At 54.1% G+C, this 25,077-nt stretch carries 21 protein-coding genes; 13 read left to right on the top strand and 8 right to left on the bottom strand.

All coding sequences use genetic code 11. The features are described 5' to 3' along the window. The first annotated feature begins 17 nt into the window (after positions 1 to 17). The 3 genes from pgm (at position 18) to J1778_RS16385 (ending at position 4,274) form a co-directional block, all read left to right on the top strand. Positions 18 to 1,661 carry a phosphoglucomutase (alpha-D-glucose-1,6-bisphosphate-dependent) gene (gene pgm, locus J1778_RS16395; protein ID WP_217174084.1) on the top strand — a complete coding sequence of 548 codons (1,644 nt, stop codon included), beginning with the start codon at positions 18 to 20 and terminating at the stop codon, positions 1,659 to 1,661. 187 nt (positions 1,662 to 1,848) lie between these two features. After that, a complete protein-coding gene (locus J1778_RS16390; RefSeq protein ID WP_217174083.1) occupies positions 1,849 to 3,354 on the top strand; it encodes a phosphoethanolamine transferase in 1,506 nt (501 codons plus the stop codon). 215 nt (positions 3,355 to 3,569) lie between these two features. Further along, a complete protein-coding gene (locus J1778_RS16385; RefSeq protein ID WP_420804088.1) occupies positions 3,570 to 4,274 on the top strand; it encodes a PadR family transcriptional regulator in 705 nt (234 codons plus the stop codon). On the opposite strand, the gene kdpE is transcribed toward J1778_RS16385, so the two are convergent. The 6 genes from kdpE to J1778_RS24745 all read right to left on the bottom strand — a co-directional run bounded on the left by kdpE (position 4,264) and on the right by J1778_RS24745 (position 12,272). Next, complete coding sequence (gene kdpE / locus J1778_RS16380) at positions 4,264 to 4,953, bottom strand: two-component system response regulator KdpE (RefSeq protein WP_113876042.1); 690 nt, start codon at positions 4,951 to 4,953, stop codon at positions 4,264 to 4,266. The two genes, J1778_RS16385 and kdpE, sit on opposite strands and share 11 nt — an antisense overlap. Beyond that, on the bottom strand, positions 4,950 to 7,646 hold the full coding sequence (kdpD, locus tag J1778_RS16375; protein ID WP_217174081.1) for a two-component system sensor histidine kinase KdpD: 2,697 nt from the start codon (positions 7,644 to 7,646) through the stop codon (positions 4,950 to 4,952). The genes kdpE and kdpD overlap by 4 nt, the downstream gene beginning before the upstream one ends. A gap of 113 nt (positions 7,647 to 7,759) precedes the next feature. After that, the gene (gene kdpC / locus J1778_RS16370; RefSeq protein WP_217174238.1) at positions 7,760 to 8,350 is read right to left on the bottom strand and encodes a potassium-transporting ATPase subunit KdpC; all 591 of its coding nucleotides are present in this window, start codon (positions 8,348 to 8,350) and stop codon (positions 7,760 to 7,762) included. Positions 8,351 to 8,383: 33 nt separating this feature from the next. Continuing rightward, positions 8,384 to 10,450, bottom strand: a complete 2,067-nt coding sequence (gene kdpB / locus J1778_RS16365; RefSeq protein WP_217174080.1) for a potassium-transporting ATPase subunit KdpB — start codon at positions 10,448 to 10,450, stop codon at positions 8,384 to 8,386. 43 nt (positions 10,451 to 10,493) lie between these two features. Beyond that, on the bottom strand, positions 10,494 to 12,182 hold the full coding sequence (kdpA, locus tag J1778_RS16360; protein ID WP_217174079.1) for a potassium-transporting ATPase subunit KdpA: 1,689 nt from the start codon (positions 12,180 to 12,182) through the stop codon (positions 10,494 to 10,496). Beyond that, positions 12,183 to 12,272 (bottom strand): K(+)-transporting ATPase subunit F, encoded by a 90-nt coding sequence (locus tag J1778_RS24745; RefSeq protein ID WP_071823630.1) that lies wholly within the window; start codon positions 12,270 to 12,272, stop codon positions 12,183 to 12,185. It lies immediately after the preceding gene. A gap of 536 nt (positions 12,273 to 12,808) precedes the next feature. Between J1778_RS24745 and J1778_RS16350 the strand changes: the two genes are divergently transcribed. The 5 genes from J1778_RS16350 (at position 12,809) to J1778_RS16330 (ending at position 17,483) form a co-directional block, all read left to right on the top strand. Continuing rightward, on the top strand, positions 12,809 to 13,015 hold the full coding sequence (locus tag J1778_RS16350) for a YbfA family protein (protein WP_217174237.1): 207 nt from the start codon (positions 12,809 to 12,811) through the stop codon (positions 13,013 to 13,015). A 287-nt stretch (positions 13,016 to 13,302) separates the two neighbouring features. After that, positions 13,303 to 14,256 (top strand): YbgA family protein, encoded by a 954-nt coding sequence (locus tag J1778_RS16345; RefSeq protein ID WP_217174078.1) that lies wholly within the window; start codon positions 13,303 to 13,305, stop codon positions 14,254 to 14,256. Between the two features lie 10 nt (positions 14,257 to 14,266). Further along, positions 14,267 to 15,697: a deoxyribodipyrimidine photo-lyase gene (gene phrB, locus J1778_RS16340; RefSeq protein ID WP_217174077.1), complete on the top strand. Its 1,431-nt coding sequence runs from the start codon at positions 14,267 to 14,269 to the stop codon at positions 15,695 to 15,697. Between the two features lie 31 nt (positions 15,698 to 15,728). Continuing rightward, positions 15,729 to 16,712 (top strand): MBL fold metallo-hydrolase, encoded by a 984-nt coding sequence (locus J1778_RS16335; protein WP_217174076.1) that lies wholly within the window; start codon positions 15,729 to 15,731, stop codon positions 16,710 to 16,712. A gap of 27 nt (positions 16,713 to 16,739) precedes the next feature. After that, on the top strand, positions 16,740 to 17,483 hold the full coding sequence (locus J1778_RS16330; RefSeq protein WP_217174075.1) for a type 2 GTP cyclohydrolase I: 744 nt from the start codon (positions 16,740 to 16,742) through the stop codon (positions 17,481 to 17,483). A 116-nt stretch (positions 17,484 to 17,599) separates the two neighbouring features. Here J1778_RS16330 and J1778_RS16325 read toward each other — a convergent pair whose 3' ends face one another. Then, positions 17,600 to 18,994 (bottom strand): MFS transporter, encoded by a 1,395-nt coding sequence (locus J1778_RS16325; RefSeq protein ID WP_238484764.1) that lies wholly within the window; start codon positions 18,992 to 18,994, stop codon positions 17,600 to 17,602. Between the two features lie 276 nt (positions 18,995 to 19,270). Here J1778_RS16325 and pxpB point away from each other — a divergent pair, with 276 nt between their 5' ends. From pxpB to nei, 5 genes are read left to right on the top strand one after another with little or no spacing between them, the layout of a single operon-like run. Then, positions 19,271 to 19,936 carry a 5-oxoprolinase subunit PxpB gene (gene pxpB / locus J1778_RS16320; RefSeq protein ID WP_217174073.1) on the top strand — a complete coding sequence of 222 codons (666 nt, stop codon included), beginning with the start codon at positions 19,271 to 19,273 and terminating at the stop codon, positions 19,934 to 19,936. Beyond that, positions 19,930 to 20,859 (top strand): 5-oxoprolinase subunit PxpC, encoded by a 930-nt coding sequence (pxpC, locus tag J1778_RS16315; RefSeq protein WP_217174072.1) that lies wholly within the window; start codon positions 19,930 to 19,932, stop codon positions 20,857 to 20,859. The genes pxpB and pxpC overlap by 7 nt, the downstream gene beginning before the upstream one ends. Continuing rightward, entirely contained in the window at positions 20,849 to 21,586 is a 738-nt protein-coding gene (gene pxpA / locus J1778_RS16310; protein WP_217174071.1) for a 5-oxoprolinase subunit PxpA, read from the top strand. Before pxpC ends, pxpA begins: the two co-directional genes overlap by 11 nt. Before the next feature lie 15 nt (positions 21,587 to 21,601). Then, positions 21,602 to 22,252 (top strand): pyroglutamyl-peptidase I, encoded by a 651-nt coding sequence (pcp, locus tag J1778_RS16305; RefSeq protein ID WP_217174070.1) that lies wholly within the window; start codon positions 21,602 to 21,604, stop codon positions 22,250 to 22,252. Next, positions 22,252 to 23,046 carry an endonuclease VIII gene (gene nei / locus J1778_RS16300; RefSeq protein WP_217174069.1) on the top strand — a complete coding sequence of 265 codons (795 nt, stop codon included), beginning with the start codon at positions 22,252 to 22,254 and terminating at the stop codon, positions 23,044 to 23,046. The genes pcp and nei overlap by 1 nt, the downstream gene beginning before the upstream one ends. A 63-nt stretch (positions 23,047 to 23,109) precedes the next feature. Here the strand turns inward: nei and J1778_RS16295 are convergent, their stop codons facing one another. Next, entirely contained in the window at positions 23,110 to 24,393 is a 1,284-nt protein-coding gene (locus J1778_RS16295) for a citrate synthase (protein ID WP_112289179.1), read from the bottom strand. Between the last annotated feature and the right edge of the window lie 684 nt (positions 24,394 to 25,077).

The following is a 25,077-nucleotide window of genomic DNA, read 5'->3' as shown; positions in this document are numbered from 1 at the left end:
GTAAGGGAGAAGCGCCAGTGGCTAATCACCCCCGTGCAGGGCAACCTGCTCAGCAAAGCGATTTGATTAATGTGGCGCAGTTAACGTCACAGTATTACGTTCTGCAACCGGATCCGGCTAACACAGCACACGCTGTTAAGTTCGGCACGTCCGGCCATCGCGGTAGTTCGTTGCGTCACAGCTTTAATGAAGCGCACATCCTGGCTATTGCTCAGGCAATTGCTGAAGTGCGTAAAGAGCAGGGCACCACCGGCCCGTGCTACGTGGGTAAAGACACGCATGCGTTGTCTGAACCGGCGTTTATCTCTGTGCTGGAAGTGCTGACGGCGAATGGCGTAGATGTCATTGTTCAGGAAGACAACGGCTTCACGCCGACGCCTGCGGTGTCTCACGCTATCCTGACCCATAACCGCAACGGTGGCGCGCTGGCTGATGGCATCGTCATCACCCCTTCGCACAATCCACCGGAAGATGGCGGCATCAAATACAACCCGACCAACGGTGGCCCGGCAGATACCAATCTGACCTCCGTGATCGAGAAACGCGCTAACGCATTGCTGGCTGCCAGGCTTGCAGGCGTGAAACGACAGTCTCTGGATCAAGCCTGGAAAAGCGGTCATCTGGTCGCACAGGATCTGGTTCAGCCGTTTATCGAAGGCCTGACCGACATTGTTGATATGGCTGCTATTCAGAAAGCAGGCCTGAAACTCGGTGTGGATCCTCTCGGTGGTTCCGGTATCGAATACTGGAAACGTATCGCTGAACATTACAAACTGGACCTGACGCTGGTAAACGATGAAGTCGATCAGACTTTCCGTTTCATGCATCTCGACCACGACGGTGTGATCCGCATGGACTGCTCGTCTGAATCCGCGATGGCCGGTCTGCTTGCGCTGCGTGATAAATTCGATCTGGCCTTTGCCAATGACCCTGACTACGATCGCCACGGCATCGTGACGCCAGCCGGTCTGATGAACCCGAACCATTATCTGGCGGTGGCGATTCAGTACCTGTTCCAGCACCGTCCGCAGTGGGGCAAAGATGTTGCCGTCGGTAAAACGCTGGTTTCCAGCGCGATGATCGACCGCGTAGTGGAAGATTTAGGCCGTAAACTGGTAGAAGTACCGGTAGGCTTTAAATGGTTCGTTGATGGTCTGTTTGACGGCAGCTTCGGTTTTGGTGGCGAAGAAAGTGCAGGGGCTTCTTTCCTGCGTTTCAACGGCACACCATGGTCTACCGATAAAGACGGCATCATCATGTGCCTGCTGGCAGCGGAAATTACCGCCGTCACCGGCAAAAACCCGCAGGAACATTACAACGAACTGGCTGCCCGCTTTGGCGCGCCAAGCTACAACCGTATTCAGGCACCTGCAACTCATGCGCAGAAAGCCGCGCTGTCTAAACTTTCTCCTGAACAGGTGAAAGCCGACACGCTGGCCGGTGACCCGATCACTGCCCGTCTGACGAACGCGCCGGGTAATGGCGCGTCAATCGGCGGCCTGAAAGTGATGACTAAAAACGGCTGGTTCGCGGCTCGTCCTTCCGGTACAGAAGAAGCCTACAAAATCTATTGTGAAAGCTTCCTCGGTGCTGAACACCGTGAACAAATCGAGAAAGAAGCGGTAGAAATCGTCAGCAAGGTTCTTGCCGACGCTAAATAAGCCCTTTCTTGACCTCATCAAAAGCGCTGATTATTCAGCGCTTTTTTTATAGTCTTAGGAAAACATTAATTACCTTTTGATTCAATAATACCAAGGGTGTATATTTCGGCCGGTTTTCATAAAAGTGTCATAATTTTCAATAATACGGATTATTCCCTTCACTATTCAATTAATTAGTATAACTAAAATGCGCCGATTAAATTTACCCAGCAAGGATGCGTGCTTTGCTTTTCTTCTTGTGATTTCTTCCGCAATTCTTCTCAATATAAATTTAGGTTACAAGACAGCGAAAGGCATCGATTTCATTTTTAATGCATTATTTTTTGCATTTATTCTTTCTGCCAGAAGAATGGTCAGGCGGTTAGCATGGGTGCTGGTTTTCATTTCTGCTGTGTATTCAATAACAGCAAATTTATATGGTAAGCCTTCCATCCTGGTGATGTCTTCGCTATTCCAAACCAATACCACCGAAGCGCTGGAATTTGTTAAGCAAGTTACATGTTACCAAATGGCTCTTCCTGTTGTTACTATGTTAATTTTCTTTTATTTATCAAAAGACAGGAAAATAAAAAATAACACAATATCGTGTGTTTTCCTGGTACTCATGGCTGGTGTTATTTTCGTCAGGTTCGATAGAGAAATGGGGGTGCGTCTGAACATGTTTAATTTCTTCCAGCGCGCTTACACATCCTATTATTCTTATAAAGAAAATATGGCTGACCTGAACAGCAGTCGTGGTCTTCCTTCAAACTGGAAAGCGAGTTCTGTTTTACCTAATGGTAAGAGAAAAAATCTCTACATTGTGATTATTGGTGAAAGTATGCGCAGCGATTACAGTTCGCTGTATGGTTATCCGGTTAAGAACATGCCTTTCTTAGAGAGAGAGCCTGGCGATTATTATTCTCAATACCATGCTGCCGCGCCTAATACTTTTATGGCTTTGCCACGTACGCTAGCGAAAACAAACCCTGACGGTAATATTGAAATCAATAATAATATTGTGACGCTGGCGAAAGCGCTCCATATGGAAACCTACTGGCTTTCTAATCAAGGCTTTCTTGGTAAAGCGGATACGCCGATATCGAAAATATCCATTTACAGCGATCATCTTTTCCTGCTTAAAAAAGGATCTTATGACGACAGTAATTCAGATGATTCGGAGCTGATTACGCCTTACGAGAAAATCCTCAATCAGAAAAAAGAAAATACCCTGGTCGTTTTCCACCTCATGGGTTCGCATGCGAATTTTTGTGACCGGCTTACACGGAATGACATGATTATTCCGCACAGAGAAAAAGCGATTTCCTGCTACCTCTCGACCTACCTCAAAGCAGATAAGATGATCGAAAAAATCTACACATTGGCGGAGCAAAAGCAGTATCACTTTAAAATTATGTATTTCTCAGATCACGGCTTAAGCAAAGATGAATCGTCCGGTCACCTGACCTTACTGCATAATGCCAGCTATAAGCAAAATTATAATATCCCGCTGCTGGTGCTGGATAGTAGTGCGAAAAGCCGGACGTATCATGACAAGCCAATCTCGGCGTTAAATTTCATTTCTTTCTATGCAACGTTTTTGGATGCACGCATTGAAAGCCCTCAGCCTTTCCACTTTGATGACAACACCATCTTTAATGGCGGTCAGTACATTGATCACCGTACTCTGGCAGAAGATCCTCCGGTCATCTGATTTTTTGCCGACGCCAAATAAGCCCTTTCTTGACCTCATCAAAAGCGCTGATTATTCAGCGCTTTTTTTTTGCCCGTTTCTTGCCGTCAGTTCAGAGATGAAAAAGATATATCTAAATGCACTTTTCGGCTTGCCAGTTTCTGAAAACCGATCTAGTTTAGATATATCGAAATAATTCGATATATCTAAATGGGAAGTAAACTATGTTTAGCAAAATGTTTGAAGGCCGCCATCGCGGTCACGGTTGCCGGGAAGAAGGGCATCGCGGTCATTGCCGTCATGATTCAGAACGCAGCGATCACAGCGAGCGCCACATGTTGCGCCGGGATGGGCGCCATCGTGGTGAAGAACGTGGTGAAGAAGGGCGCGAACGCCGCGGACGTGGCGACGGTCGTCGCGGGGGGCGTGGCGAGCGCGGTGTGCATCGTTTGTTTGAACACGGTGATTTGCGCCGCGTGCTGCTGGCGCTGGTGGCGAAAAAACCAAGCCACGGTTATGAGTTGATCAAAGCGATTGAAGAAGCGTCTTCCGGTCTGTATGTACCAAGCCCTGGCGTGATTTACCCGACGCTGACGCTGCTGGAAGAACAGGATTTCCTTGAGCCTGTCGCCACAGGTAATGGTCGTAAAAGCTATCAGATAACTGAAGCCGGGAAAGTCGAACTGGCGCAGCATCAGGCGGCAGTGGATGTGATTTTTGCCCGTCTGGCCGGGGCTCAGCGTCCGCGCGAAAACAATCTGGCAGAAGGTATTCATGAATCGATGCACCGCCTGCGTCACGCGCTGCGCGGCAACATGATGCGTGCGGATTTAACGCCGGAGCAGGTGGTGCGGGTGAATGCGATTTTGCAGCAGGCTGCGGAAAGTCTGGAAGCCGAATTTGGCGAAGCCAAACCGGAAACTGACGAACCTAAGGCATAAAACGATAGCCCACGCCGGTTTCGGTCAGTAAATGACGCGGCCGGGTGGCATCGGCTTCCAGTTTCTGGCGCAAATGCCCCATGTAGATGCGCAGATAATGACTGTGTTCAACGTAATTCGGGCCCCACACGTGGCTCAGTAACTGACGCTGAGTAATGACTTTACCGCTGTTCGCCAGCAGTTCGGCCAGGAGGCGAAACTCAATCGGCGTCAGATGACAGTCTTCCCCGTTTCGCTGTACGCGCCGGTTGATCAAATCTACCGTCACATCAGCAAACGTCACCAGCGGGCTTTCCTGTGAGCTGCCCGCATGGCGGCGCAATGCAACGCGAACCCTCGCCAGCAGTTCACCAACGCCAAACGGCTTGGTAAGAAAATCATCAGCACCGGCATCCAGCGCAGCAATTTTGTCTTCTTCGCTCGTGCGTGCTGACAGCACAATAATCGGGATGGCGCTCCAGTGGCGTAAATCGCGGATATAAGTCAGGCCGTCACCGTCCGGTAAACCGAGATCGAGAATGATCAGATCCGGTTTACGCGTGCCGGCCTCAATCAGCCCGCGTTGCAGTGTCTCGCTTTCAAACACCCGTAAGCCTTCCGCCTCGAGTGCCGTGCGCACAAAGCGGCGGATCTCTTTTTCGTCTTCAACAATTAAAATATTTACCGGGGATGCGCTCACGTTGCCTCGTCGATGTCATTGTCCATATCCGCCTCCATCTCAGGCAGGGCTTCCAGCGGAAGCCTGAAACGGAAACGCGCGCCGCCGTTCGGGCCATTCTCAGCCCAAATTCGTCCGTCGTGCACCTCAATAATGGCACGGCAAATGGCTAATCCCAAGCCCACGCCGGGAATAGCTGATTCTTTATTTCCGCGGGCGAATTTTTCGAAAATAGCGTGTTCAGCACCGGCCGGAATACCAGGGCCATTATCCCAGACTTCGATCTCCAGCCAGTCATCCATCGGCGTGGCTCTGATGCCAATCGTCGCACCGGTTCCGGCATACTTATGGGCGTTTTCCAGCAGATTAATCAGCACCCGCTCAATCAGGCTGGCGTCGCAGTTAACCAGCACCATTTCCTGAGGTAAATCGATTTCGATGTGGTCGTGTGCCAGCACCGGTTCCAGCATCCGCAGGGCGCTGCCGGTGATTTCTTCCACCGACTGCCACTCTTTACGCAGATTAAATCCTCCGGACTGAATGCGCGCCATATCCAGCAGATTGTTCACCAGCCGCGTGGTGCTCAGCACTTGCTGGCGGATCTGGCTGGCCTGCGGCGCATGCTTTGAGCCTTCCGACGCCAGATCCAGCGTCAGGATTTCCGCCTGGCCGAAGAGCACCGTCAGCGGGGTGCGTAAATCATGGGAAAGCGCTGAAAGCAGCGAGTTGCGCAGTTGCTCGCGTTCGGTTTCCAGCCGGGCCGTTTCTGCGCTGGCGGCCAGATGCAAACGTTCGAGGGCATTGGCAATCAGCACGGTGAAAGTCTGCAACAGACGCTGCTGTTCCGGTACCAGCAACTGGCGGATATTCGGCGGTTCGACCGCCAGCAAACCGCGTGATTCACCGGAAGCTATCAATGGCAGAAGCTGATACGGCACGCCCGGCAGGGTATCAGTGCCCGCACCAGCAGGCAGTTTTTTGTCGAAACTCCAGCGTGCGATAGCCTCATCCACCACTATCGTCGTGATTTCCCCGGCAGGCTGCTTCAGTTCACCGTTCTCCTGTGGCAGCAAAATAGCGGTTTTGGCATTCAGGCTGGAAGAAATAAAGTGGCGGCTGGTCTGTGCAATGGCTTCCGGTGTCAGCGACTGGCTCAACCCTTTGGACATTTCATACAGATGCTGCGCGCGTTTTTCACGGTGACGGGCGATGCGCGCCTGATAGCGCACACCGGCAGTCAGATTCCCGATCAGAATACCGACAATCAGCATGACGCCGAACGTCACCAGATATTGTGCATCAGTGACTGCCAGCGAGCCGCGCGGCTGGACGAAAAACAGATCGAAGCTGACAACATTGATTACCGCCGCCAGCACCGACGGCCAGCGGCCATAAAACAGCGCGACAATCACCACGCCGAGCAGATACACCATCACCAGGTTGGCCTGATCGAAAGTTGGCACCAGCCATTGCGACATCACGGTGATCACCGCACACAGCGCTACCGCCAGCGAGCAGCCCCAGAGCTGACGGCTGAAGCGGTCGGCGAACGTGCGTGAGTCCTGTTCTTTGCGTGCCGGATTGGGCGGTGAATCTTCCAGTCCGACGACGATGAGATCGAGATCCGGCGCGATATCTGCCAGTTTATCGGCAAAACTGGCGCTGAATTTCCAGCGTTTTTCACGGCGGCGACCGGTCACGATTTTGCCAAGACGATGCTCGCGCGCGTAACGCAAAATCGCCTGTTCTTCCTGCGGATCGGAGAGCGTGGCAGTTTCTGCGCCCAGTTCCTGCGCCAGTTTCAGGGAATGCAAAATGGCACGGCGCTGGCCTTCAGGCAGACGATGCAGACGAGGCGTTTCTACATACACGGCATGCCAGACGCAGCCGAGACGTGCGGCCATGCGGGAAGCGACCCGCACCAGTTTCTCATTGCCGCCGCCGTGACCAATGCACAGCAACAGCGCGTCGCGGGTGTGCCAGACGCGGTTAACGCCCTGATCGTCGCGATATTCGCGCATCTGATCGTCAACGCGATCGGCAGTACGACGCAGGGAAAGCTCACGCAGGGCAATCAGATTGCCTTTACGGAAGAAGTGTTCGATGGCGCGTTCAGCCTGACCGGGAATATAAACTTTGCCTTCTTTCAGGCGCTGACGCAGGGAGTCTGGCGGTAAATCCACCAGCACCACTTCGCTGGCGTCATCAAAAAGGCGGTCGGGAACGGTTTCGCGAATAATAATGCCGGTGACGCCGCTGACCACATCGTTCAGGCTTTCGAGGTGCTGAACGTTGACGGTGGTAAACACGTCGATTCCTGCGTCGAGTAACTCTTCGACATCCTGCCAGCGCTTCGGATGCCGAGAACCGGCGGCGTTACTGTGTGCCAGTTCATCCATCAGGATCAGGGCAGGGCGGCGGGCCAGCGCGGCGTCGAGGTCAAATTCCTGCACCTGACGACCGCGGTGGTTTATGCGTTTCGGCGGTAACAGAGAAAGCCCCGGCAGCAGCGCCTGCGTTTCCTCCCTTCCGTGGGTTTCCACCACGCCAACCAGCACGTCGAGGCCGGTGGCGCGCAGGCGCTGTGCTTCCTGCAACATGGCAAAAGTTTTCCCGACGCCCGCACAGGCGCCGAAAAAGACTTTCAGTTGCCCGCGTGGCTTCTCGTTAGCGAGCGCCAGCAGGCTGTCAGGATCGGGTCTTTCTTCTGTCATATCACCCTTCATACTTCGAGCTTCAGGTGCGTTGGCTTCACTCAGTCACCCGAATCACTTACTTATGTAAGCTCATCGGGACTCCTTCACTTGTCGCCTTCCTGCAACCCGAATTATTTTGGTCGGTTAATTTTTTTCAGTTCATCCAGCGCCTGATTCAGCCCGAGCACGTTAACCACGTCGGGGCCGAGGAAACCAATCAGCGGCGATGATGTATTATCATCAATCAATTTATTCACTTGCGCCAGTGGCAGACCACGCGCGACAGCAATGCGCGGTGCCTGCCACTGGGCGGCAGCCACCGAAATCTGGGGATCTAAACCACTGCCACTGGCGGTGACCAGATCCACCGGCACCGCCGCCGGACTTTGCGGATTGGCCTTACGCAGCGCAGCCACACGGTCTTTCACCGCCTGATCCAGTGCCGGATTACTGGCCGCCAGATTGCTGCCAGCGGAAGCCATCGGGTTATACGGCGAGTCGGAGGTGACAGAAGGACGTCCCCAGAAATAATCATTACGGGTAAAGTTCTGCCCGATCAGTTCTGAGCCAATCACCTTATTCCCGCTGTCTTTTACCAGCGAACCCATGGCCTGAGTACGGAACACCAACTCTGAGACGCCGGTGGTCAGCAGCGGATATACCACGCCGGTCGCCAGCGTCAGCAGAACCGTCATCACCAGAGCCGGGCGGACATAGGACATTCTTTTAACGGACATAATAGTCTTCCTCAAAAATCAGCTCAGATGTAAAACGGTCAGGATCACGTCAATCAGTTTGATACCCGCAAAGGGTACCAGCAGCCCGCCGACGCCATAAATCCACAGATTCCGGCGCAGCAGGGCGGCGGCACTCATGGCTTTATAGCTCACGCCTTTCAGCGCCAGCGGGATCAGGAACACAATCACCAGGGCGTTGAAAATGACCGCCGACATAATGGCCGACGACGGCGATGTCAGATGCATCACGTTCAGTGCATTGAGCTGCGGATAGGTCGCCGCAAACGCTGCCGGGATGATGGCGAAATACTTCGCCACGTCGTTGGCGATACTGAAGGTGGTCAGTGAGCCGCGCGTCATCAGCATCTGTTTACCGATATGTACCACTTCAATCAGCTTGGTCGGGTTGGAATCAAGATCGACCATGTTCCCGGCTTCTTTTGCCGCCTGTGTACCGGAGTTCATCGCCACCGCCACATCGGCCTGCGCCAGAGCAGGGGCGTCGTTGGTACCGTCACCGGTCATCGCCACTAAACGGCCTTCCGACTGGTACTGACGAATCAATGCCAGTTTGGCTTCCGGCGTGGCTTCTGCCAGAAAATCATCGACACCCGCTTCAGCAGCAATGGCGGCGGCAGTCAGACGGTTATCCCCGGTGATCATCACCGTTTTAATGCCCATTTTGCGCAGCTCGGCGAAACGTTCCTTGATGCCGCCTTTGACGATATCTTTCAGCTCAACCACGCCCAGCACTTTCGCGCCTTCAGCCACCACCAGCGGCGTGCCGCCTTTACGCGCCACATTTTCAACCAGACCATCGACAGCTTTAGGGAAGGTGCCGCCGTTGGATTCCACATGACGACGGATGGCATCCACCGCGCCTTTACGAATACTGCGCTCGCCGACGTTAACGCCGCTCATGCGGGTTTGCGCGGAAAAGGGTACAAAGGTCGCATTCAGCGAATGAATATCGCGTTCGCGCAGATTAAAGCGCTGCTTCGCCAGCACCACGATACTGCGGCCCTCCGGTGTTTCATCAGCCAGAGAGGATAACTGCGCGGCATCGGCCAGTTCCTGTTCCGTCACCTGAGGCGCGGGCAGGAACTGCGAGGCCTGGCGGTTACCCAGCGTGATGGTGCCGGTTTTATCCAGCAGCAACACATCCACGTCACCGGCGGCTTCCACCGCACGGCCACTGGTAGCAATCACGTTGGCTTCCAGCATGCGGCTCATGCCCGCCACGCCGATAGCCGATAACAAACCACCGATGGTGGTCGGGATCAGACACACCAGCAGCGCGACCAGCACGGTGACGGTGACCGGAATACCGGCATGACTGGCATCCACGCTGAACAGCGAGAACGGATATAGCGTGGCCGTCGCCAGCACGAACACCAGCGTCAGTGCCACCAGCAAAATCGTCAGCGCCACTTCGTTTGGTGTTTTACGACGTTTGGCGCCTTCGACCATTGCAATCATGCGGTCGAGGAAGGTATCACCCGGGTTCGCAGAACACTCGACCACCAGCCAGTCGGACAACACGCGGGTCCCGCCGGTAACTGAGGAGAAGTCGCCGCCCGATTCGCGGATCACCGGCGCAGATTCACCGGTAATGGCGCTTTCGTCTACCGATGCGCCGCCGATCAGCACTTCGCCGTCGCACGGCACGGTATCGCCGGCTTCGATCAGCACGTAATCGCCTTTACGCAATGTATCGGCTGCGACTTTGATCACCGGTGATTCAGGGCGCGATTCATAAATCTTTTTCGCCCAGCTGGTTTTCTGCACGCCTTTCAGACTCTGCGCCTGCGCCTTGCTGCGGCCTTCCGCCAGCGCTTCGGCGAAGTTAGCAAACAGCACGGTGAACCACAGCCACAGCGATACGCTGCCGGTAAAAGCCGCGCTGCCTTCGGTACGGTGCAGCAAAATCGCCAGCCAGATAAGCGTGGTCAGAATGCTGCCCAGATACACCACGAACATCACCGGATTGCGCCACTGAACGCGGGGATCCAGTTTCTTCACCGAATCCAGCAGGGCAGTGCGGATCAGACGGGGTTCAAATAACGCACGTTGTTTACGACTCATCTTTTTAGTCTCTATATTCATCAGTTCAACGAGTTACGCAGCATTACTGTGCTGACCAGACCTGCAAATGTTCCGCGACCGGTCCCAGGGCCAGTGCCGGAACAAAAGTCAGCGCGCCGACTAACAACACCGTGCCGACCAGTAAACCGATAAACAGCGGGCCGGATGTGGGTAAGGTGCCGTTACCTGCCTGCTGGCGCTTTTTCGCCACCAGTGAACCGGCAATCGCCAGTACAGGAATGATCACCCCGAAGCGGCCGAAGAACATGCATGTTGCCAGCAACAGGTTGTAGAACGGTGTGTTAACACTCAGCCCGGCAAAGGCGCTGCCGTTGTTGTTAGCGGCGGAAGACACCGCATACAGCACTTCACTGAAACCGTGTGCGCCGGGGTTAGCAATCCCCGCGCGACCGGCATCGGTGACCAGCGCCAGCGCGGTGCCGAGCAGCACCAGCGTCGGTGTGACCAGAATCGCCAGTGCGGTCATCTTCATGTCGTAAACGTCAATTTTCTTACCGAGATATTCCGGCGTGCGGCCGATCATCAGCCCGGCGATAAACACCGTCAGCAACACGAACAACAGCATGCCGTACAGGCCGGAACCGACGCCGCCGAACACCACTTCACCAATCTGCATCAGCCACATAGGCACCATGCCGCCGAGTGCGGTGAAGGAATCGTGCATGGCGTTGACCGCACCGCACGAGGCCGCCGTCGTGACTACCGCATACATCGCTGAAGCCAGAATGCCGAAGCGGCTTTCCTTACCTTCCATATTGAAGTTGCTGTCAGCACCGAGCATCGTGAAGTGTGGATTGCCTTTGAGTTCGGCATACATCACCACCACCACGGAGACGACGAAAATGACCGACATCGCCCAGACCAGCGCATGACCCTGGCGGTTGTCGCCGACCACCCGGCCAAATGCGAAGCACAGCGCGCACGGGATAATGAAAATCGCCAGCATCTGCACCATGTTGGTCAGCGCAGTCGGGTTCTCAAACGGATGCGCGGAGTTAGCGCCAAAGAAGCCACCGCCGTTGGTGCCGAGCATTTTGATCGCTTCCTGAGAAGCCACCGGCCCCATCGGCAAGGTCTGTTGCAGGCCTTCCAGCGTCGTGATGTGCTGATACGCTTCAAAGTTTTGCAGTACGCCCTGACTGACGAAAAACAGCGCCAGCAGGAAGGATACCGGCAGCAGCAGATACAGCGTGATGCGCCATAAATCTGTCCAGGCGTTGCCGATGGTCTGCGCTGAAGGGCGCGCAAAGGCGCGGATCAGGGCGAACGCTACCGCGATACCGGTGGCCGCAGAGAGGAAGTTTTGGACGGTCAGCCCGACCATCTGACTGAGATAGCTCAGAGTGCTTTCGCCGCTGTAAGCCTGCCAGTTGGTGTTGGTGACGAAACTTACCGAGGTGTTAAAGGCCAGATCCCATGACAGTCCGCCAAAATGTTGCGGATTCATCGGCAACACGCCCTGCGCCATCAGCATCGCCATCAGCACGATGATGCCCAGAATGTTGAATACCATGATCGCCAGCGCGTACTGCCACCAGTTCATTTCGGCATGACTGCTGCCAGACGTGCGTAAAACACCGTTTTCTATGCGCTGAATAAATGCGCCGGGCTGTCCTTCGATCAGTTGAGCAATAAAGTTACCCAGTGGTTTTGCCAGCAGCAAAAGCACCAGCATAAAACTGGCAATCAGTAAGAATCCGGTTGCGGCCATTTAAAAATCCTCCGCATTCAGCAGGGCATAAACCAGATAGCCGAGCAGCAGAAGAACCAGTAATGCGCCGCAGATTACGCCAACACTCACAATCCACCTCCACAGGTGTGTTTTTATGTTGTGGCGAGAATAAGGAAAGGCGGGAAAAGATCCTGAAAAGAAAGGGTTCGTGCGTGTAAAAAAAGTATAAAAATTCCTTCGTCCTAGAAACCACAGCGGCGTTACCTGCGCTCAATAACCCGAATCACTGACCTGAGTCAGCTCATCGGGATTCTTTCGCTGGGTGCCTTGCTGTGACTCCAATGACTTAGGAATTAGTGATTAACTTTAATTGCGTATTTATTTAACCATTCTGTAACTCAGTTACAGTGATAGCCAAAAATTGGCGAAAATTTACACATTAAAGTGGTCAGATGAGTAGTAAAATTTCATCAATTGCAGTATATTTTTCACAACTTACACTTTCCGGAAAATTCATAACCAAAATCATTCTGGTTGCACCAAGGCGGCAACTGAGCGAATTCCGGGAGCATACAAAAGTATGTGACCGCGATGAGTGAAGGCAGCCAACACAGGAGCAGACTGAAGGATGAAGGTTACAGAACAGGAGCAACGCCATGAGTGATATGACTGATTACACGCCATATACAATGACCCGCATACTGGCCCGCCGCGCTTTTGTTATCGCCGCCGGTGTGCTGGCTCTGCCGGTCATGCTGTTCCGCGCTGACCGCGCCCGTTTTTACAGCTATTTACACCGCGTCTGGATGAAAACCAGCGATAAGCCGGTGTGGCTGAGTCATGCTGAGATGGCGACCCAGGATTTTTATTAATTTATTCCGGTCGTCCTTGACGCCGCAGCTGCGTTGGCTACATTCGCTCACCCGAATCACTGACCTCAGTCAGCTCATCGGGATTTGCTCATTTGCCGTCTTGCTGCAACGCCAATGACTCGGGACTAACCTGAGAAGTTTAAGAAACCCCGTTTCCCCGCGGGGTTTTTTATTGCTTGTCGATAAACCTGTACAACATTATTTTTATGTATAACTTGTGCTAAGGTTATACATACAGGTGATGAAGTTCAGGCACCGCTCTTTTTTCTCAAACCCGGGAGCTGACCATGGCGAAAACAATTCCAGTTGGCATCAGTGCATGTCTGTTGGGGGACAACGTCCGATTCGATGGCGGTCATAAACGCCTGGCGTTTGCTGTCGAGCAGTTGTCGCCTTATGTGCGCTTTGAGTCGATCTGCCCGGAAATGGCCATCGGCTTACCGGCACCCCGTGCGGCGCTGCGTCTGATTAAACACGATGACGGCGTGATCATGCGTTTCAGCAACGACGACACCACCGATATCACTGAGAAGATGCAAGCCTATGCGGAGAAACGCGTTGCACCGCTGGATCATCTTTGCGGCTATATCGTCTGTGCAAAATCGCCCAGCTGCGGGATGGAGCGTGTGCGTGTGTACAGCGCCAACGGTAAAGATGCCAAAAAATCCGGCGTTGGGATTTATACCGCTGAGCTGATGAAACAGCATCCATGGCTGCCTGTGGAAGAAGACGGGCGGCTCAATGATCCGGTGTTACGCGAGAACTTTGTCGAGCGCGTCTTCGCGCTGTTTGAGCTGAATCAGCTGCGCGAAAGCGGGCTGACGCGTGGCAAACTGATGGCTTTCCACAGCCGTTATAAACTTATTTTGCTGGCCCATTCGCAGCCGGAATACCGCGAGCTGGGGCGTTTCGTTGCCGCGATGGCCGAATGGGATTCCCTCGAGGAATACTTTAAAGAATACCGCCTGCGGCTGATGAATCTGCTGAGCCATAAAGCCACGCGACGCAATCACACCAATGTGCTGATGCACGTGCAGGGATATTTCCGCAAACAGCTGAGCTCGCCACAACGTCAGGAACTGGCCGGGCTTATCGACCGTTACCGTCAGGGCATGCAGCCGCTGCTGGCGCCCATCACGTTGCTCAAACATTACATGTCGGAATATCCGGACGCTTATCTGGCTGACCAGCGTTATTTCGAGCCTTATCCGGAAGCACTAAAACTTCGATACGGACATTAAAAGGAGTGTTATGACCACGCATTTAGTCTGGTTCCGCAATGACCTGCGGATAACCGATAACCGCGCGTTGCATGCTGCCTGTGAAGACCCGCAGGTGCGTGTGATTGCCCTTTTTATCGCCACGCCGGAACAGTGGAAACAGCATGAAATGGCACCACGGCAGGCGATGTTTATCTATCAGCATCTTCAGGCACTGCAACATTCTCTGGCTGAGCGCGGTATCGGACTGCATTACCATCAGTGTGATGATTTTGCTGAAAGCGTGGACTGGCTGAGGGATTTCTGTAAAGCCGAAAAAGTGGATGCCCTGTTTTACAACAAACAGTATGAATTCAATGAACGTCAGCGGGACGCTGCACTGGAGAACGCGGTCAGTGAATCGGTCATCTGCCACGCGTTTGACGACAGCCTGCTGCTGCCGCCGGGTTCGGTCACGACCGGCAATAATGAGATGTACAAGGTTTATACGCCTTTTCGCCGCGCGTTTTTATCCCGCCTGACTGAATCCGACAGCCGTTCTTTGCCTGCGCCACCAGCCCGGGAAAATGCCGGAAAAGTGGTGATACACCGGCTGATGCCATTCGATTATCCTCTTGCCGATATTGGTGATGATTTTGCGATTGGCGAAGAAGCTGCCCGTCATCAGTTGCGCAGTTTCTGCCGTGAGCAGGTACAGGATTATCTTGAACAGCGCGATTTACCGGCGGTCGACGGCACCAGTTCGCTGTCGCCTTATCTGGCTATCGGTGTGCTTTCGCCGCGTCAGTGTCTTAACCGTCTGCGCACCGAATGTCCGGATGTGCTGGAGAAAACCGACGGCGGCGCGTTTGGCTGGCTGAATGAGCTGGTGTGGCGTGAGTTTTATCGTCATCTGATTGTCGCCTGGCCTAAGCTTTGCAAGCATCAGCCATTTGTGGAATGGACCGACAACGTGCGCTGGCGTCATGCACCGGAAGAGTTACAGGCGTGGAAAGACGGGAAAACCGGTTATCCGATTGTAGATGCGGCAATGCGTCAGCTTAATGCGACAGGCTGGATGCATAACCGCCTGCGTATGATTGTCGCCAGTTTTTTGGTGAAAGATCTGCTGATCAACTGGCGCGAAGGCGAGCGTTATTTCATGTCGCAACTGCTCGACGGCGATCTGGCGGCCAACAATGGTGGCTGGCAGTGGGGCGCGTCTACCGGCACCGACGCCGCACCGTATTTCCGTATTTTCAACCCGACCACGCAGGGTGAACGTTTTGACAAAGCCGGACGCTTTATCAAAGCCTGGGTGCCTGAACTGGCGGATGTGCCAGAAAGAGACATTCATCAACCCCATCGCTGGGCGGAAAAACACCATCGCGTGCTAGACTACCCGCAGCCGGTTATTGATCACGCGCGGGCGAGAAAAGACACGCTCGCGGCGTTTGAGGCGGCAAAAAACCGGTCTGACTGACCTTACTCTCACCACGACAAGGAGCGATGTGATGAAAAAACACCTGCTGGCGCTGATGCTGGCATGCTGGGCGGGACAGGCCACCGCCGGATTTGATGTGGTGGCGCTGGGCGTGAACGGCGGCGTTGAAGAAGGTAATCTCACCTCGTACCTGATCAGAAGTGACGATCAAAAACTCTATCTCGGGCTGGATGCCGGTTCTGTTTTGCCGGGCATCCGCAAGGCGCTGGATAAGGGCAGTTTTCCGCAGGTCACCGCTGAAAATGCCGCACCGCTGACCCCGCAGGGCGCGGTTTTTCGCAATCTGATTGGCGGATACTTTATCAGTCACGGTCATCTCGACCATCTGGCGGGGCTGATTATCAGCTCGCCGGAAGACAGCAAAAAACCGATTTACGGCACGGCGGATACCATCGGTACGCTGCGTCAGCATTATTTCAATGGCCGCGTCTGGCCTAACTTCACCGACTCCGGCAGCGGTTTGCGCATCGGCACGTATCGCCTGAATCAGCAGCGTCCGGCGCAGCGTTTCTCACTCGGGCTGACCGGTCTGGACGGCAATATTTATCCCCTCAGCCATGGCGGTACGCCGTCGAGCATGATTCTGGTGAGCCGTAATAACGAGTCGTTTGCTTTCTTCGGCGATACCGGCCCGGATGAAGTCGAAAAATCGAAGAACCTGGATACCGTCTGGCGCGTGCTGGGTGATGAGGTAAAAGCCAAACGGCTGAAAGGGATCATCATTGAAACGTCTTATCCCGATGGTGTGCCTGACAGCAAACTGTTCGGGCATCTGACACCGGACTGGTTGCTCAAAGAACTGGGGATTTTGCAGCAATACGCGGGGGGCGAGGGTTCGCTGAAAGACCTTACGGTGATTATCAGCCACGTCAAACCGAGTCTGAAAGCAGGTGCGGATCCTGAAAAGGAAATTATGGCGCAGCTGGAGAAAGGCAATACTCCGGGCGTGAAGTTTGTCAGAATGGCGCAGGGTGATAAATTAGAGGTCAAATAGACCATTCATTTAATAACGAGAAACGCCATGAATAATCTCCAGCTGGAAATGCTGATCAACCAGAAACTGGACGTCAGTAATTTCAACGATTACGCCCCCAATGGATTACAGGTAGAAGGCCGCCGTAACGTGCAGCGCGTGGTGACCGGCGTGACGGCGTGTCAGGATTTGCTGGATGCTGCCATCGCCGTGGAAGCTGACGCGATTCTGGTTCATCACGGTTATTTCTGGAAAAATGAACCGGCAGTGATCCGGGGAATGAAACGTAATCGCCTGAAAACGCTGCTGGTCAGTGATACCAATTTATACGGTTACCATCTGCCGCTGGACGCGCATCCTGAACTGGGAAACAACGCGCAGCTGGCGAAACTGTTCGGGATTAACGTGCTGGGTGAAGTGATGCCGCTGGTGCCTTACGGCGAACTGGAAAAGCCACTGACCGGTGAAGAACTGCGTCAGCGCATAGAAGTGACTCTGGACCGCAACGTGCTGCACAGTTCGCAGGGCGGACCGACCGAAATTCGCCGCGTTGCCTGGTGTTCCGGCGGCGGTCAGGGCTTTATCCAGCAGGCGGCAGAATTTGGTGTCGATGCCTTCATCAGCGGCGAAGTGTCAGAACAAACCATTCATATTGCGCGTGAAATGGGTATCCATTTCTACGCCGCAGGCCATCACGCCACAGAACGTTATGGCGTGAAAGCGCTGGGCGAATGGCTGGCAGCGGAACACGGGCTGGACGTCATGTTTATCGACATTGATAACCCGGCTTAGGACTATCTTATTTGCCATTTTGAATCCGGGCAGTGCTCGTGACAGTCACGTACTCACGGTACGCTCCTGTCCCTGCGCGCTGGCCGAATCCAAACTGCCTGCAACGATTACGTCCCTTACTTATGTATCGTTTTATCAGTTGTTTCTTCAGAAACGCTGTCTTCCAGCAGGGTAAACGCCCGCTGTAATCCGGTGTCCACTTCGGGGTCTGCTCCCTGCGGTGGATACTTGCTTTCCTCTTCTTCCTCTTCCTCTGTGGCTTCGCTTTCCTCAACCTGCGGTTCAACGACGTTTTCCGGCGCGGGCATGGTTTCCTGAATCATCTGCTCATCAAAGGCAGGATTCAGTGCAGGAGAGAGCGGGGAACTGCTCAGGCTGTCCGGCATGGCGATGTGCGGAACCGGCGCATCGACCGCCATCTGCGTCTCTTCTTCTTTTTTCGATGTCCGGCTCAGCGCCATAATGCCGCCGCCGCAAATCGCAAAAAATGCATACAAAATATTGCCACCCAGCGGCTCGATCAGCGCGCCGACCGCCAGCGGACCGATACAGGCACCGACACCGAACGCCATCAGCAGACAGGCGGACAGCGACACACGACGTTCCGGCTCGATCATGTCATTAGCCAGCGCGACGACCAGCGGATACAAGGTGAACTGCATCAGGCTGACGATAAAACCAATACCGAGCAGCAGCGGGAAGGAGATATGCGTGAGCAGCGCCAGCGGTAATGCCGCCACTGCCAGCAGAATCGCGTTAATGCGCATCAGCATGTTGCGGTTATAACGATCCGACAGCCAGCTCAGCGGGAACTGCGCCAGTAAACCGGCGAAAATCGCCAGCGCCATAAACAGACCGGTTTGCTGTGTACTCAGCGATTGCTGGCTGGTGTAAATCGGCGCCAGACCGTAAAACGAACCGACGACCATACCAATCAGCAACGTGATGGCCAGAACTTTGGGGATCGCACCGATAAAGAATTTCAGCTCCATCGGCGCCGGAGACATATGTCCGACGTTGGTGCGCGTCGTCAGGGCAATCGGCACCAGACACAGGGCGAAACACAACGCGATAACGATGAGCGTACTGACGCCTAAATCGCTGTTAAGCATCAGCACCACCTGACCGAGCGCCATCCCCAGATAAGACGCCACCATATAAAAACCGAACACCACGCCGCGCTGGCTGGATTCGGCCTGATCGTTGAGCCAGCTTTCCAGCACCATGTATTGCACCATCATGCACAAGCCGATGATCAGGCGCAGCACCACCCAGACCGGGATAATGTCGGTCAGGCCATGACCGAGCACAGCGGCGGTAATGATACCGGAACAGGAAACGTATGCGCGAATGTGCCCGACGCGGGCGATCAGGATATGGCCGACTTTGCCGCCGATCACCAGCCCGATGTAGTTGGCCGCTATGATTGCCCCGATCATCGCGCCGCTGACGTGGACAGCGGACAGACGCAGGGAAATGTAGGTGGTCAGCAGGCCGGAGCCCAGCAGCATCAGTAATGTGGTGGTGTAGAGCGGAAAAAAGAGTGCTAATGGTTTTCTCACAGGCCATCCCTATTGTGTAACGAAGGCGTTATCCAAACGCTAAAAAAACAGCAACTTTTATGAGAGTACCAGTTGCGGACGGCGGGCGAAACCTCAGTGTCCCGCACGAACGGGCAGATGAGTTGACATCACCACTCTATTTCACGCATAACTGATAACAAATCTCACACTAATGATTTAGTGAATAACCTGATGATCCACAACCCTTCTTTGAGGAGTGTCTGAGTGCAACGAGCACGATGTTACCTGCTGGGTGAACGCGCGGTAGTGCTGGAACTGGAACCCCCGGTTTCGCTGGTGAGCCAGCAGCGGATCTGGGGACTGACGCAACGTTTACAGGATCGCGCGGCGTTTCCTGGCGTCCGCGAAGTCATTCCCGGCATGAATAATCTGACGGTATTACTCACCGATGCGCAAAGTTCTGCGCTGGACGCGATTGAGCGTCTGCAAAACTGGTGGGAAGAGAGCGAAGCGATTGAGCCTGCATCACGGCTGATTGAAATTCCGGTGATTTATGGCGGCGCGCAGGGCCCGGATTTAGAGCATGTGGCGCAGCATACCGGCATGACACCGCGTCAGGTCGTCGAATGCCACAGTGGCGTCGATTACACCGTCTATTTTCTGGGTTTCCAGCCAGGTTTCCCTTATCTGGGGGGCATGTCGGAAAAACTGAGCACACCGCGTCACGGTGAACCGCGTCTTTCAGTACCCGCAGGTTCGGTGGGTATCGGCGGCAGCCAGACGGGTATTTATCCTCTGTCCACGCCGGGCGGCTGGCAGTTGATCGGGCAAACACCTTTGGCAATGTTTGATCCGCTGCGCGAAATTCCGACATTAGTCCTGCCGGGTGACAGTGTGCGCTTCGTGCCACAAAAGGAGGGCGTATGCTGAAGGTTTTACGCGCAGGGATGTTTACCACCGTGCAGGATTTGGGCCGTAACGGTTATCGTCAGCAGGGCGTCAGCCAGTCCGGCGCGCTGGATGCGCCGGCGTTGCGGATTGCTAATTTGCTGGTCGGCAATGATGAGAATGCCGCCGGTCTGGAAATCACGCTCGGTCAGTTCAGCGCAGAGTTCCACCGTGAAGGCTGGATTGCGCTGACCGGTGCGGGCTGTCACGCGCAACTCGATGGCAAAGACCTCTGGACCGGATGGAATTATCCGGTGAAGCCGGGGCAGATTCTGACCATGAAAATGCCGACGCGCGGTATGCGCAGCTATCTGGCGATTTCCGGCGGGATTGATGTGCCGGAAGTCATGGGGTCGCGCAGTACGGATCTGAAAGCCAAATTCGGCGGTTTTCAGGGGCGTCAGTTGCAGGATGGCGATCAGCTTCCCACCGGCGACTCGTACCAGCAGCCGAAGCATTCCGGCGGCATTAAACAGCTGTTGTTCGGCAACCGTATCCGCGCCTTGCCGGGACCGGAATATCAGGAGTTCAGCGCGCAGTCGCGTGAAGAATTCTGGCGTGCTTCCTGGCAGCTTAGTCCGCAAAGTAACCGTATGGGATACCGTCTTCACGGACATGTTTTGAAGCGTGAAACTGACCGCGAAATGTTGTCGCACGGTCTGTTGCCAGGCGTGGTACAGGTGCCGCACGGCGGGCAGCCGATTGTGCTGATGGCCGATGCGCAGACCACCGGCGGCTATCCGCGCATTGCCTGCGTCATCGAAGCCGATTTGTATAATCTGGCGCAAATCCGCCTTGGCGAGCCCGTTCACTTTGTGAAATGTACGCCGGAAGAGGCGCAGAAAGCGCTGCGTGAGCAGTCGCTGTTTATTGAACAGGTAAAACGGGGGCTGCATGGTCGTTGATCTCAACGCGGATTTAGGCGAAGGCTGTGCCAACGATGAGGCGCTGTTGCAGCTGGTCAGTTCTGCCAATATTGCCTGCGGATTCCATGCCGGTGACGCGCAGACCATGTGTCAGTCCGTACGCTGGGCGCTGAAATACGGCGTGGCGATTGGCGCGCATCCGGGCTTTCCCGACCGGGAAAACTTTGGGCGGACTGCGATGCGGCTTCCTCCTGAAACGGTGTACGCGCAGGTGGTCTATCAGCTCGGTGCGCTGGCCGCCATCACCCGTGCGGAAGGCGGGGAGATGGTCCACGTGAAGCCGCACGGCATGCTTTACAATCAGGCCGCGACCGACGCTATTCTGGCTGATGCGATTGCCCGTGCTGTGCATACCATTAACCCGGCGCTGCGTCTGGTCGGTCTGGCGGGAAGTGAACTGATCCGCGCGGGTGAGCGGCTCGGGCTGCAAACGCGTCAGGAAGTGTTTGCTGACCGGCGGTATCAAAGTGACGGCACGCTGGTGCCGCGCAGTCAGCCTGATGCCATGATTGAAAGCGACGAACTGGCGCTGGACCAGACGCTGGCGATGGTGCAGCAAGGTAAAGTTCTCAGCCGCGAAGGCCTCTGGGTGCCGGTCAGCGCTGATACTGTCTGCCTTCACGGCGACGGTGAGCACGCACTGATTTTCGCCCGCCGGTTGCGGGAAGCCTTTGGTGAGCAAAACATTCAGATCAGCGCGGGCTGATCTTAGGGAATATCAATGCGTAAAGTTCTGGTAACCGGTTTTGAGCCTTTTGGCGGCGAGCGTGTCAATCCGTCATGGGAAGTGGTTAAACAACTCGGCGATCTGGAGTTATCCGGCGCGCAGATTGTGGTGCGTCAGCTGCCGTGTGTTTTTGGCAAAGCTATTGATGCGCTGAATGCGGCAATTGATGAAATCCTGCCGGAAATGGTGATTTGCGTCGGACAGGCAGGTGGTCGCGTCGATTTCAGCCTCGAACGTGTGGCGATTAACGTTGATGATGCGCGTATTCCTGATAATGAAGGTAATCAGCCGGTGGATGAAACCATTGTCGCCAGCGGACCTGCCGCCTATTTTTCCTCACTGCCGATCAAAACAATTGTCAGCGGATTACGTGAATCCGGTATTCCGGCGTGCGTATCGCAAACTGCCGGAACCTATGTCTGTAATCATGTGATGTACGGCCTGATGCACCGGCTGGCGCAACCTTCCTGCAAAGTGGTAAAGGGCGGTTTTATTCATATTCCGTATCTGCCGGAACAGGCGGCGAAGCATCCTGGTGCGCCGAGTATGTCAGTACACACTGTCCTGAACGCGCTTGAGCTGACTATCGCTATCGCGCTGCACACAGAGCAGGATTTGAAAATTGCCGAGGGTGCGACTCACTGATGCCTGAAGGTCCTGAAATCCGCCGTGCCGCCGATTTGCTGGCGGCGGCGGTTGTTAATAAGCCCCTCACGGATGTCTGGTTTGCGTTTCCGTCATTAAAGCCTTATCAGTCCGCGTTACGTGGGACCAAAATCACCGCGATTGAAACGCGCGGCAAAGCGCTGCTGACGCACTTTTCCAACGGGCTGACGCTTTACAGTCACAACCAGCTTTACGGTGTCTGGCGGGTGGTAAACGCCGGTGAAGTGGCGAAGGAAACCAGGCGATCCCTGCGGGTCAGGCTGGAAACCACTGAAGCTGCGATCCTGCTGTACAGCGCCTCCGAAATCAGTATTTACGATACGGCGGAAATCGAGAATCATCCGTTCCTGCAACGTATCGGCCCCGACGTTCTTGATGAGAGGTTGACGGTCGCACAGGTGCGTGAGCGGTTACTTTCACCCAAATTCTGCAACCGGCAGCTAGGCGGAATGTTGCTGGATCAGGCTTTTCTGGCAGGGCTGGGAAATTATCTGCGGGCAGAAATTCTCTGGCTGGCGAAACTGCTGCCGGATCATAAACCGAAAGAACTGAGCGAAGCGGAACTGGATGCGCTGGCGGATGCCTGTTTGTCTGTTGCGCGGTTATCTTATGCCACACGCGGCACGATGGATGAAAATGTGCATCATGGCGCGCTGTTCCGTTTCAAAGTGTTTGGCAGGACAGGGCAGCCTTGTGAGCGTTGCGGTGATCCGATCGCAAAAACCAGTGTGTCATCGCGACCGTTTTTCTGGTGTCCGGTGTGTCAGGTCTGAGTGATATGTCAGCAATGAAAAAGGCTCCCGGAGGAGCCTTTTTGTCAGTCTGAACAATCAATATTATTTTTTCAGCTGAGAATGGAAATCGCGTTTGTCGTAGCCGGTATACAGCTGGCGAGGACGGGCGATTTTGATGCCTTCCTGATGCATTTCGCTCCAGTGAGCAATCCAGCCAACCGTACGCGCCATCGCGAAGATAACGGTAAACATGGAAGACGGAATACCCATCGCTTTCAGGATGATGCCGGAGTAGAAATCGACGTTCGGGTACAGTTTCTTCTCGATGAAGTACGGGTCGTTGAGGGCAATGTGCTCAAGTTCCATCGCCACTTCCAGCAGGTTGTCTTTCAGATCCAGCTCTTTCAGCACTTCATGACAGGTTTCACGCATGACGGTAGCGCGCGGGTCATAGTTTTTATAAACACGGTGACCAAAGCCCATCAGGCGGAAGGAATCATTTTTGTCTTTCGCACGCTTAACGAATTCCGGAATGTGATCAACGCTGCTGATCTCTTCCAGCATTTTCAGTGCAGCTTCATTGGCACCGCCGTGAGCCGGTCCCCACAGGGACGCGATGCCCGCAGCGATACAGGCAAACGGGTTAGCGCCTGAAGAACCCGCGGTACGCACGGTAGACGTCGAGGCGTTTTGCTCGTGGTCAGCGTGCAGGATCAGAATGCGATCCATCGCGCGTTCCAGGATCGGGTTTACTTTGTATTCCTCACACGGTGTGGAGAACATCATGTGCAGGAAGTTACCGGCGTACGACAGGTCGTTGCGCGGATAAACAAACGGCTGGCCGATGGAATATTTGTAACACATGGCCGCCACGGTCGGCATTTTGGACAGCAGGCGGTAAGCGGCGATTTCACGGTGACGTTCATTTTCGACGTCAATCGAGTCGTGATAAAACGCGGCCAGCGCGCCGGTCACACCACACAGCACAGCCATCGGGTGAGAGTCACGACGGAAACCGTGGAAAAGGCGGGTGATTTGTTCGTGCACCATCGTGTGACGGGTCACATTGGTTTTGAATTCTTCATACTGTTCCGGCGTCGGGGTTTCGCCATTAAGCAGCAGATAGCTTACTTCCAGGAAAGTAGATTCTTGCGCGAGTTGATCAATCGGGAAGCCGCGATGCAACAGGATCCCTTCATCACCGTCGATAAAGGTGATTTTAGATTCGCAAGATGCGGTAGACGTAAAACCGGGGTCATAGGTGAAAAAACCTTTCGCGCCTAACGGGCGGATATCAATTTCATCCTGGCCCAGCGTGCCGGATAGCACGTTTAGTTCGATCGGGTCGTGACCTTGTAGGGTAAGTGTCGCTTTCTTATCAGCCATTTACAGTCTCCTTAGCGCCTTATTTTTAAAAATCCCTAACAACAGAAATGCCTGGAAGCGACGCCTTGTAAGGTCATTATTATTGTCAGCCTTAGCTCTTCGATCGAACGAAAAAGGGAACGTAGAGCTGAGTCGAATTGCAGTCTCAGACTGCTCTGTGACAAACAAGCGGCGTTTCATCGTTGTTAAAGATTCGGTAAATCATTACTGTTCTGTCACTCAGTACCTGTGAGAAGCATGAGGATTTACACAATCACCACTTTTGCATAACTTGAGCCATCAGGGAAGACCCGTATTTGCGATTGTGTGATCCACTGATTCTTCAGAAACTTTCACCATTTTGGTGCGTCAGGCGAAAGCCGGTATGTGCTCAGTATCACAGTCTTACAGAGATAGCTCATTTGTAATGGAAATGTTGATCAATTGTCAAACCAGATAATTTATTTTGTGTCTTTTATGAAAAGTGGGAGCTAACTCACTGTTTCAGAGAAATGTGAATAAAGCATTTGTAGGGCAATTGTAATAAGAATGTGATCAACCTATACTCCTACAAGGTCTCCGGACAATCCGAAGTAGGAGCACCCAGCATCATTTTCTTCGCCCTTTACGTTACGGCTACGAAAATACGTTTATCGCGCCTTTTAAGCACACTGGATGTCGTCCTTTGAGCGCGAAAACTGATGA

It is taken from the genome of Rahnella bonaserana, from assembly GCF_019049675.1.
GTDB classification, from domain to species: Bacteria; Pseudomonadota; Gammaproteobacteria; order Enterobacterales; family Enterobacteriaceae; genus Rahnella; species Rahnella bonaserana.
Note: the sequence above shows the minus strand (reverse complement) of the source record. Positions and strands in the feature narration are given on the sequence as shown.

Coding starts and splice junctions, on each gene's coding strand:
- J1778_RS16390 (WP_217174083.1), top strand. CDS start 1,849: ATGCGCCGATTAAATTTACCCAGCAAGGATGCGTGCTTTGCTTTTCTT.
- J1778_RS16385 (WP_420804088.1), top strand. CDS start 3,570: ATGTTTGAAGGCCGCCATCGCGGTCACGGTTGCCGGGAAGAAGGGCAT.
- kdpD (WP_217174081.1), bottom strand. CDS start 7,646: ATGACAGAAGAAAGACCCGATCCTGACAGCCTGCTGGCGCTCGCTAAC.
- kdpC (WP_217174238.1), bottom strand. CDS start 8,350: ATGTCCTATGTCCGCCCGGCTCTGGTGATGACGGTTCTGCTGACGCTG.
- kdpB (WP_217174080.1), bottom strand. CDS start 10,450: ATGAGTCGTAAACAACGTGCGTTATTTGAACCCCGTCTGATCCGCACT.
- kdpA (WP_217174079.1), bottom strand. CDS start 12,182: ATGGCCGCAACCGGATTCTTACTGATTGCCAGTTTTATGCTGGTGCTT.
- J1778_RS16350 (WP_217174237.1), top strand. CDS start 12,809: ATGACTGATTACACGCCATATACAATGACCCGCATACTGGCCCGCCGC.
- J1778_RS16345 (WP_217174078.1), top strand. CDS start 13,303: ATGGCGAAAACAATTCCAGTTGGCATCAGTGCATGTCTGTTGGGGGAC.
- phrB (WP_217174077.1), top strand. CDS start 14,267: ATGACCACGCATTTAGTCTGGTTCCGCAATGACCTGCGGATAACCGAT.
- J1778_RS16335 (WP_217174076.1), top strand. CDS start 15,729: ATGAAAAAACACCTGCTGGCGCTGATGCTGGCATGCTGGGCGGGACAG.
- J1778_RS16330 (WP_217174075.1), top strand. CDS start 16,740: ATGAATAATCTCCAGCTGGAAATGCTGATCAACCAGAAACTGGACGTC.
- J1778_RS16325 (WP_238484764.1), bottom strand. CDS start 18,994: ATGCTGCTGGGCTCCGGCCTGCTGACCACCTACATTTCCCTGCGTCTG.
- pxpC (WP_217174072.1), top strand. CDS start 19,930: ATGCTGAAGGTTTTACGCGCAGGGATGTTTACCACCGTGCAGGATTTG.
- pxpA (WP_217174071.1), top strand. CDS start 20,849: ATGGTCGTTGATCTCAACGCGGATTTAGGCGAAGGCTGTGCCAACGAT.
- pcp (WP_217174070.1), top strand. CDS start 21,602: ATGCGTAAAGTTCTGGTAACCGGTTTTGAGCCTTTTGGCGGCGAGCGT.
- nei (WP_217174069.1), top strand. CDS start 22,252: ATGCCTGAAGGTCCTGAAATCCGCCGTGCCGCCGATTTGCTGGCGGCG.
- J1778_RS16295 (WP_112289179.1), bottom strand. CDS start 24,393: ATGGCTGATAAGAAAGCGACACTTACCCTACAAGGTCACGACCCGATC.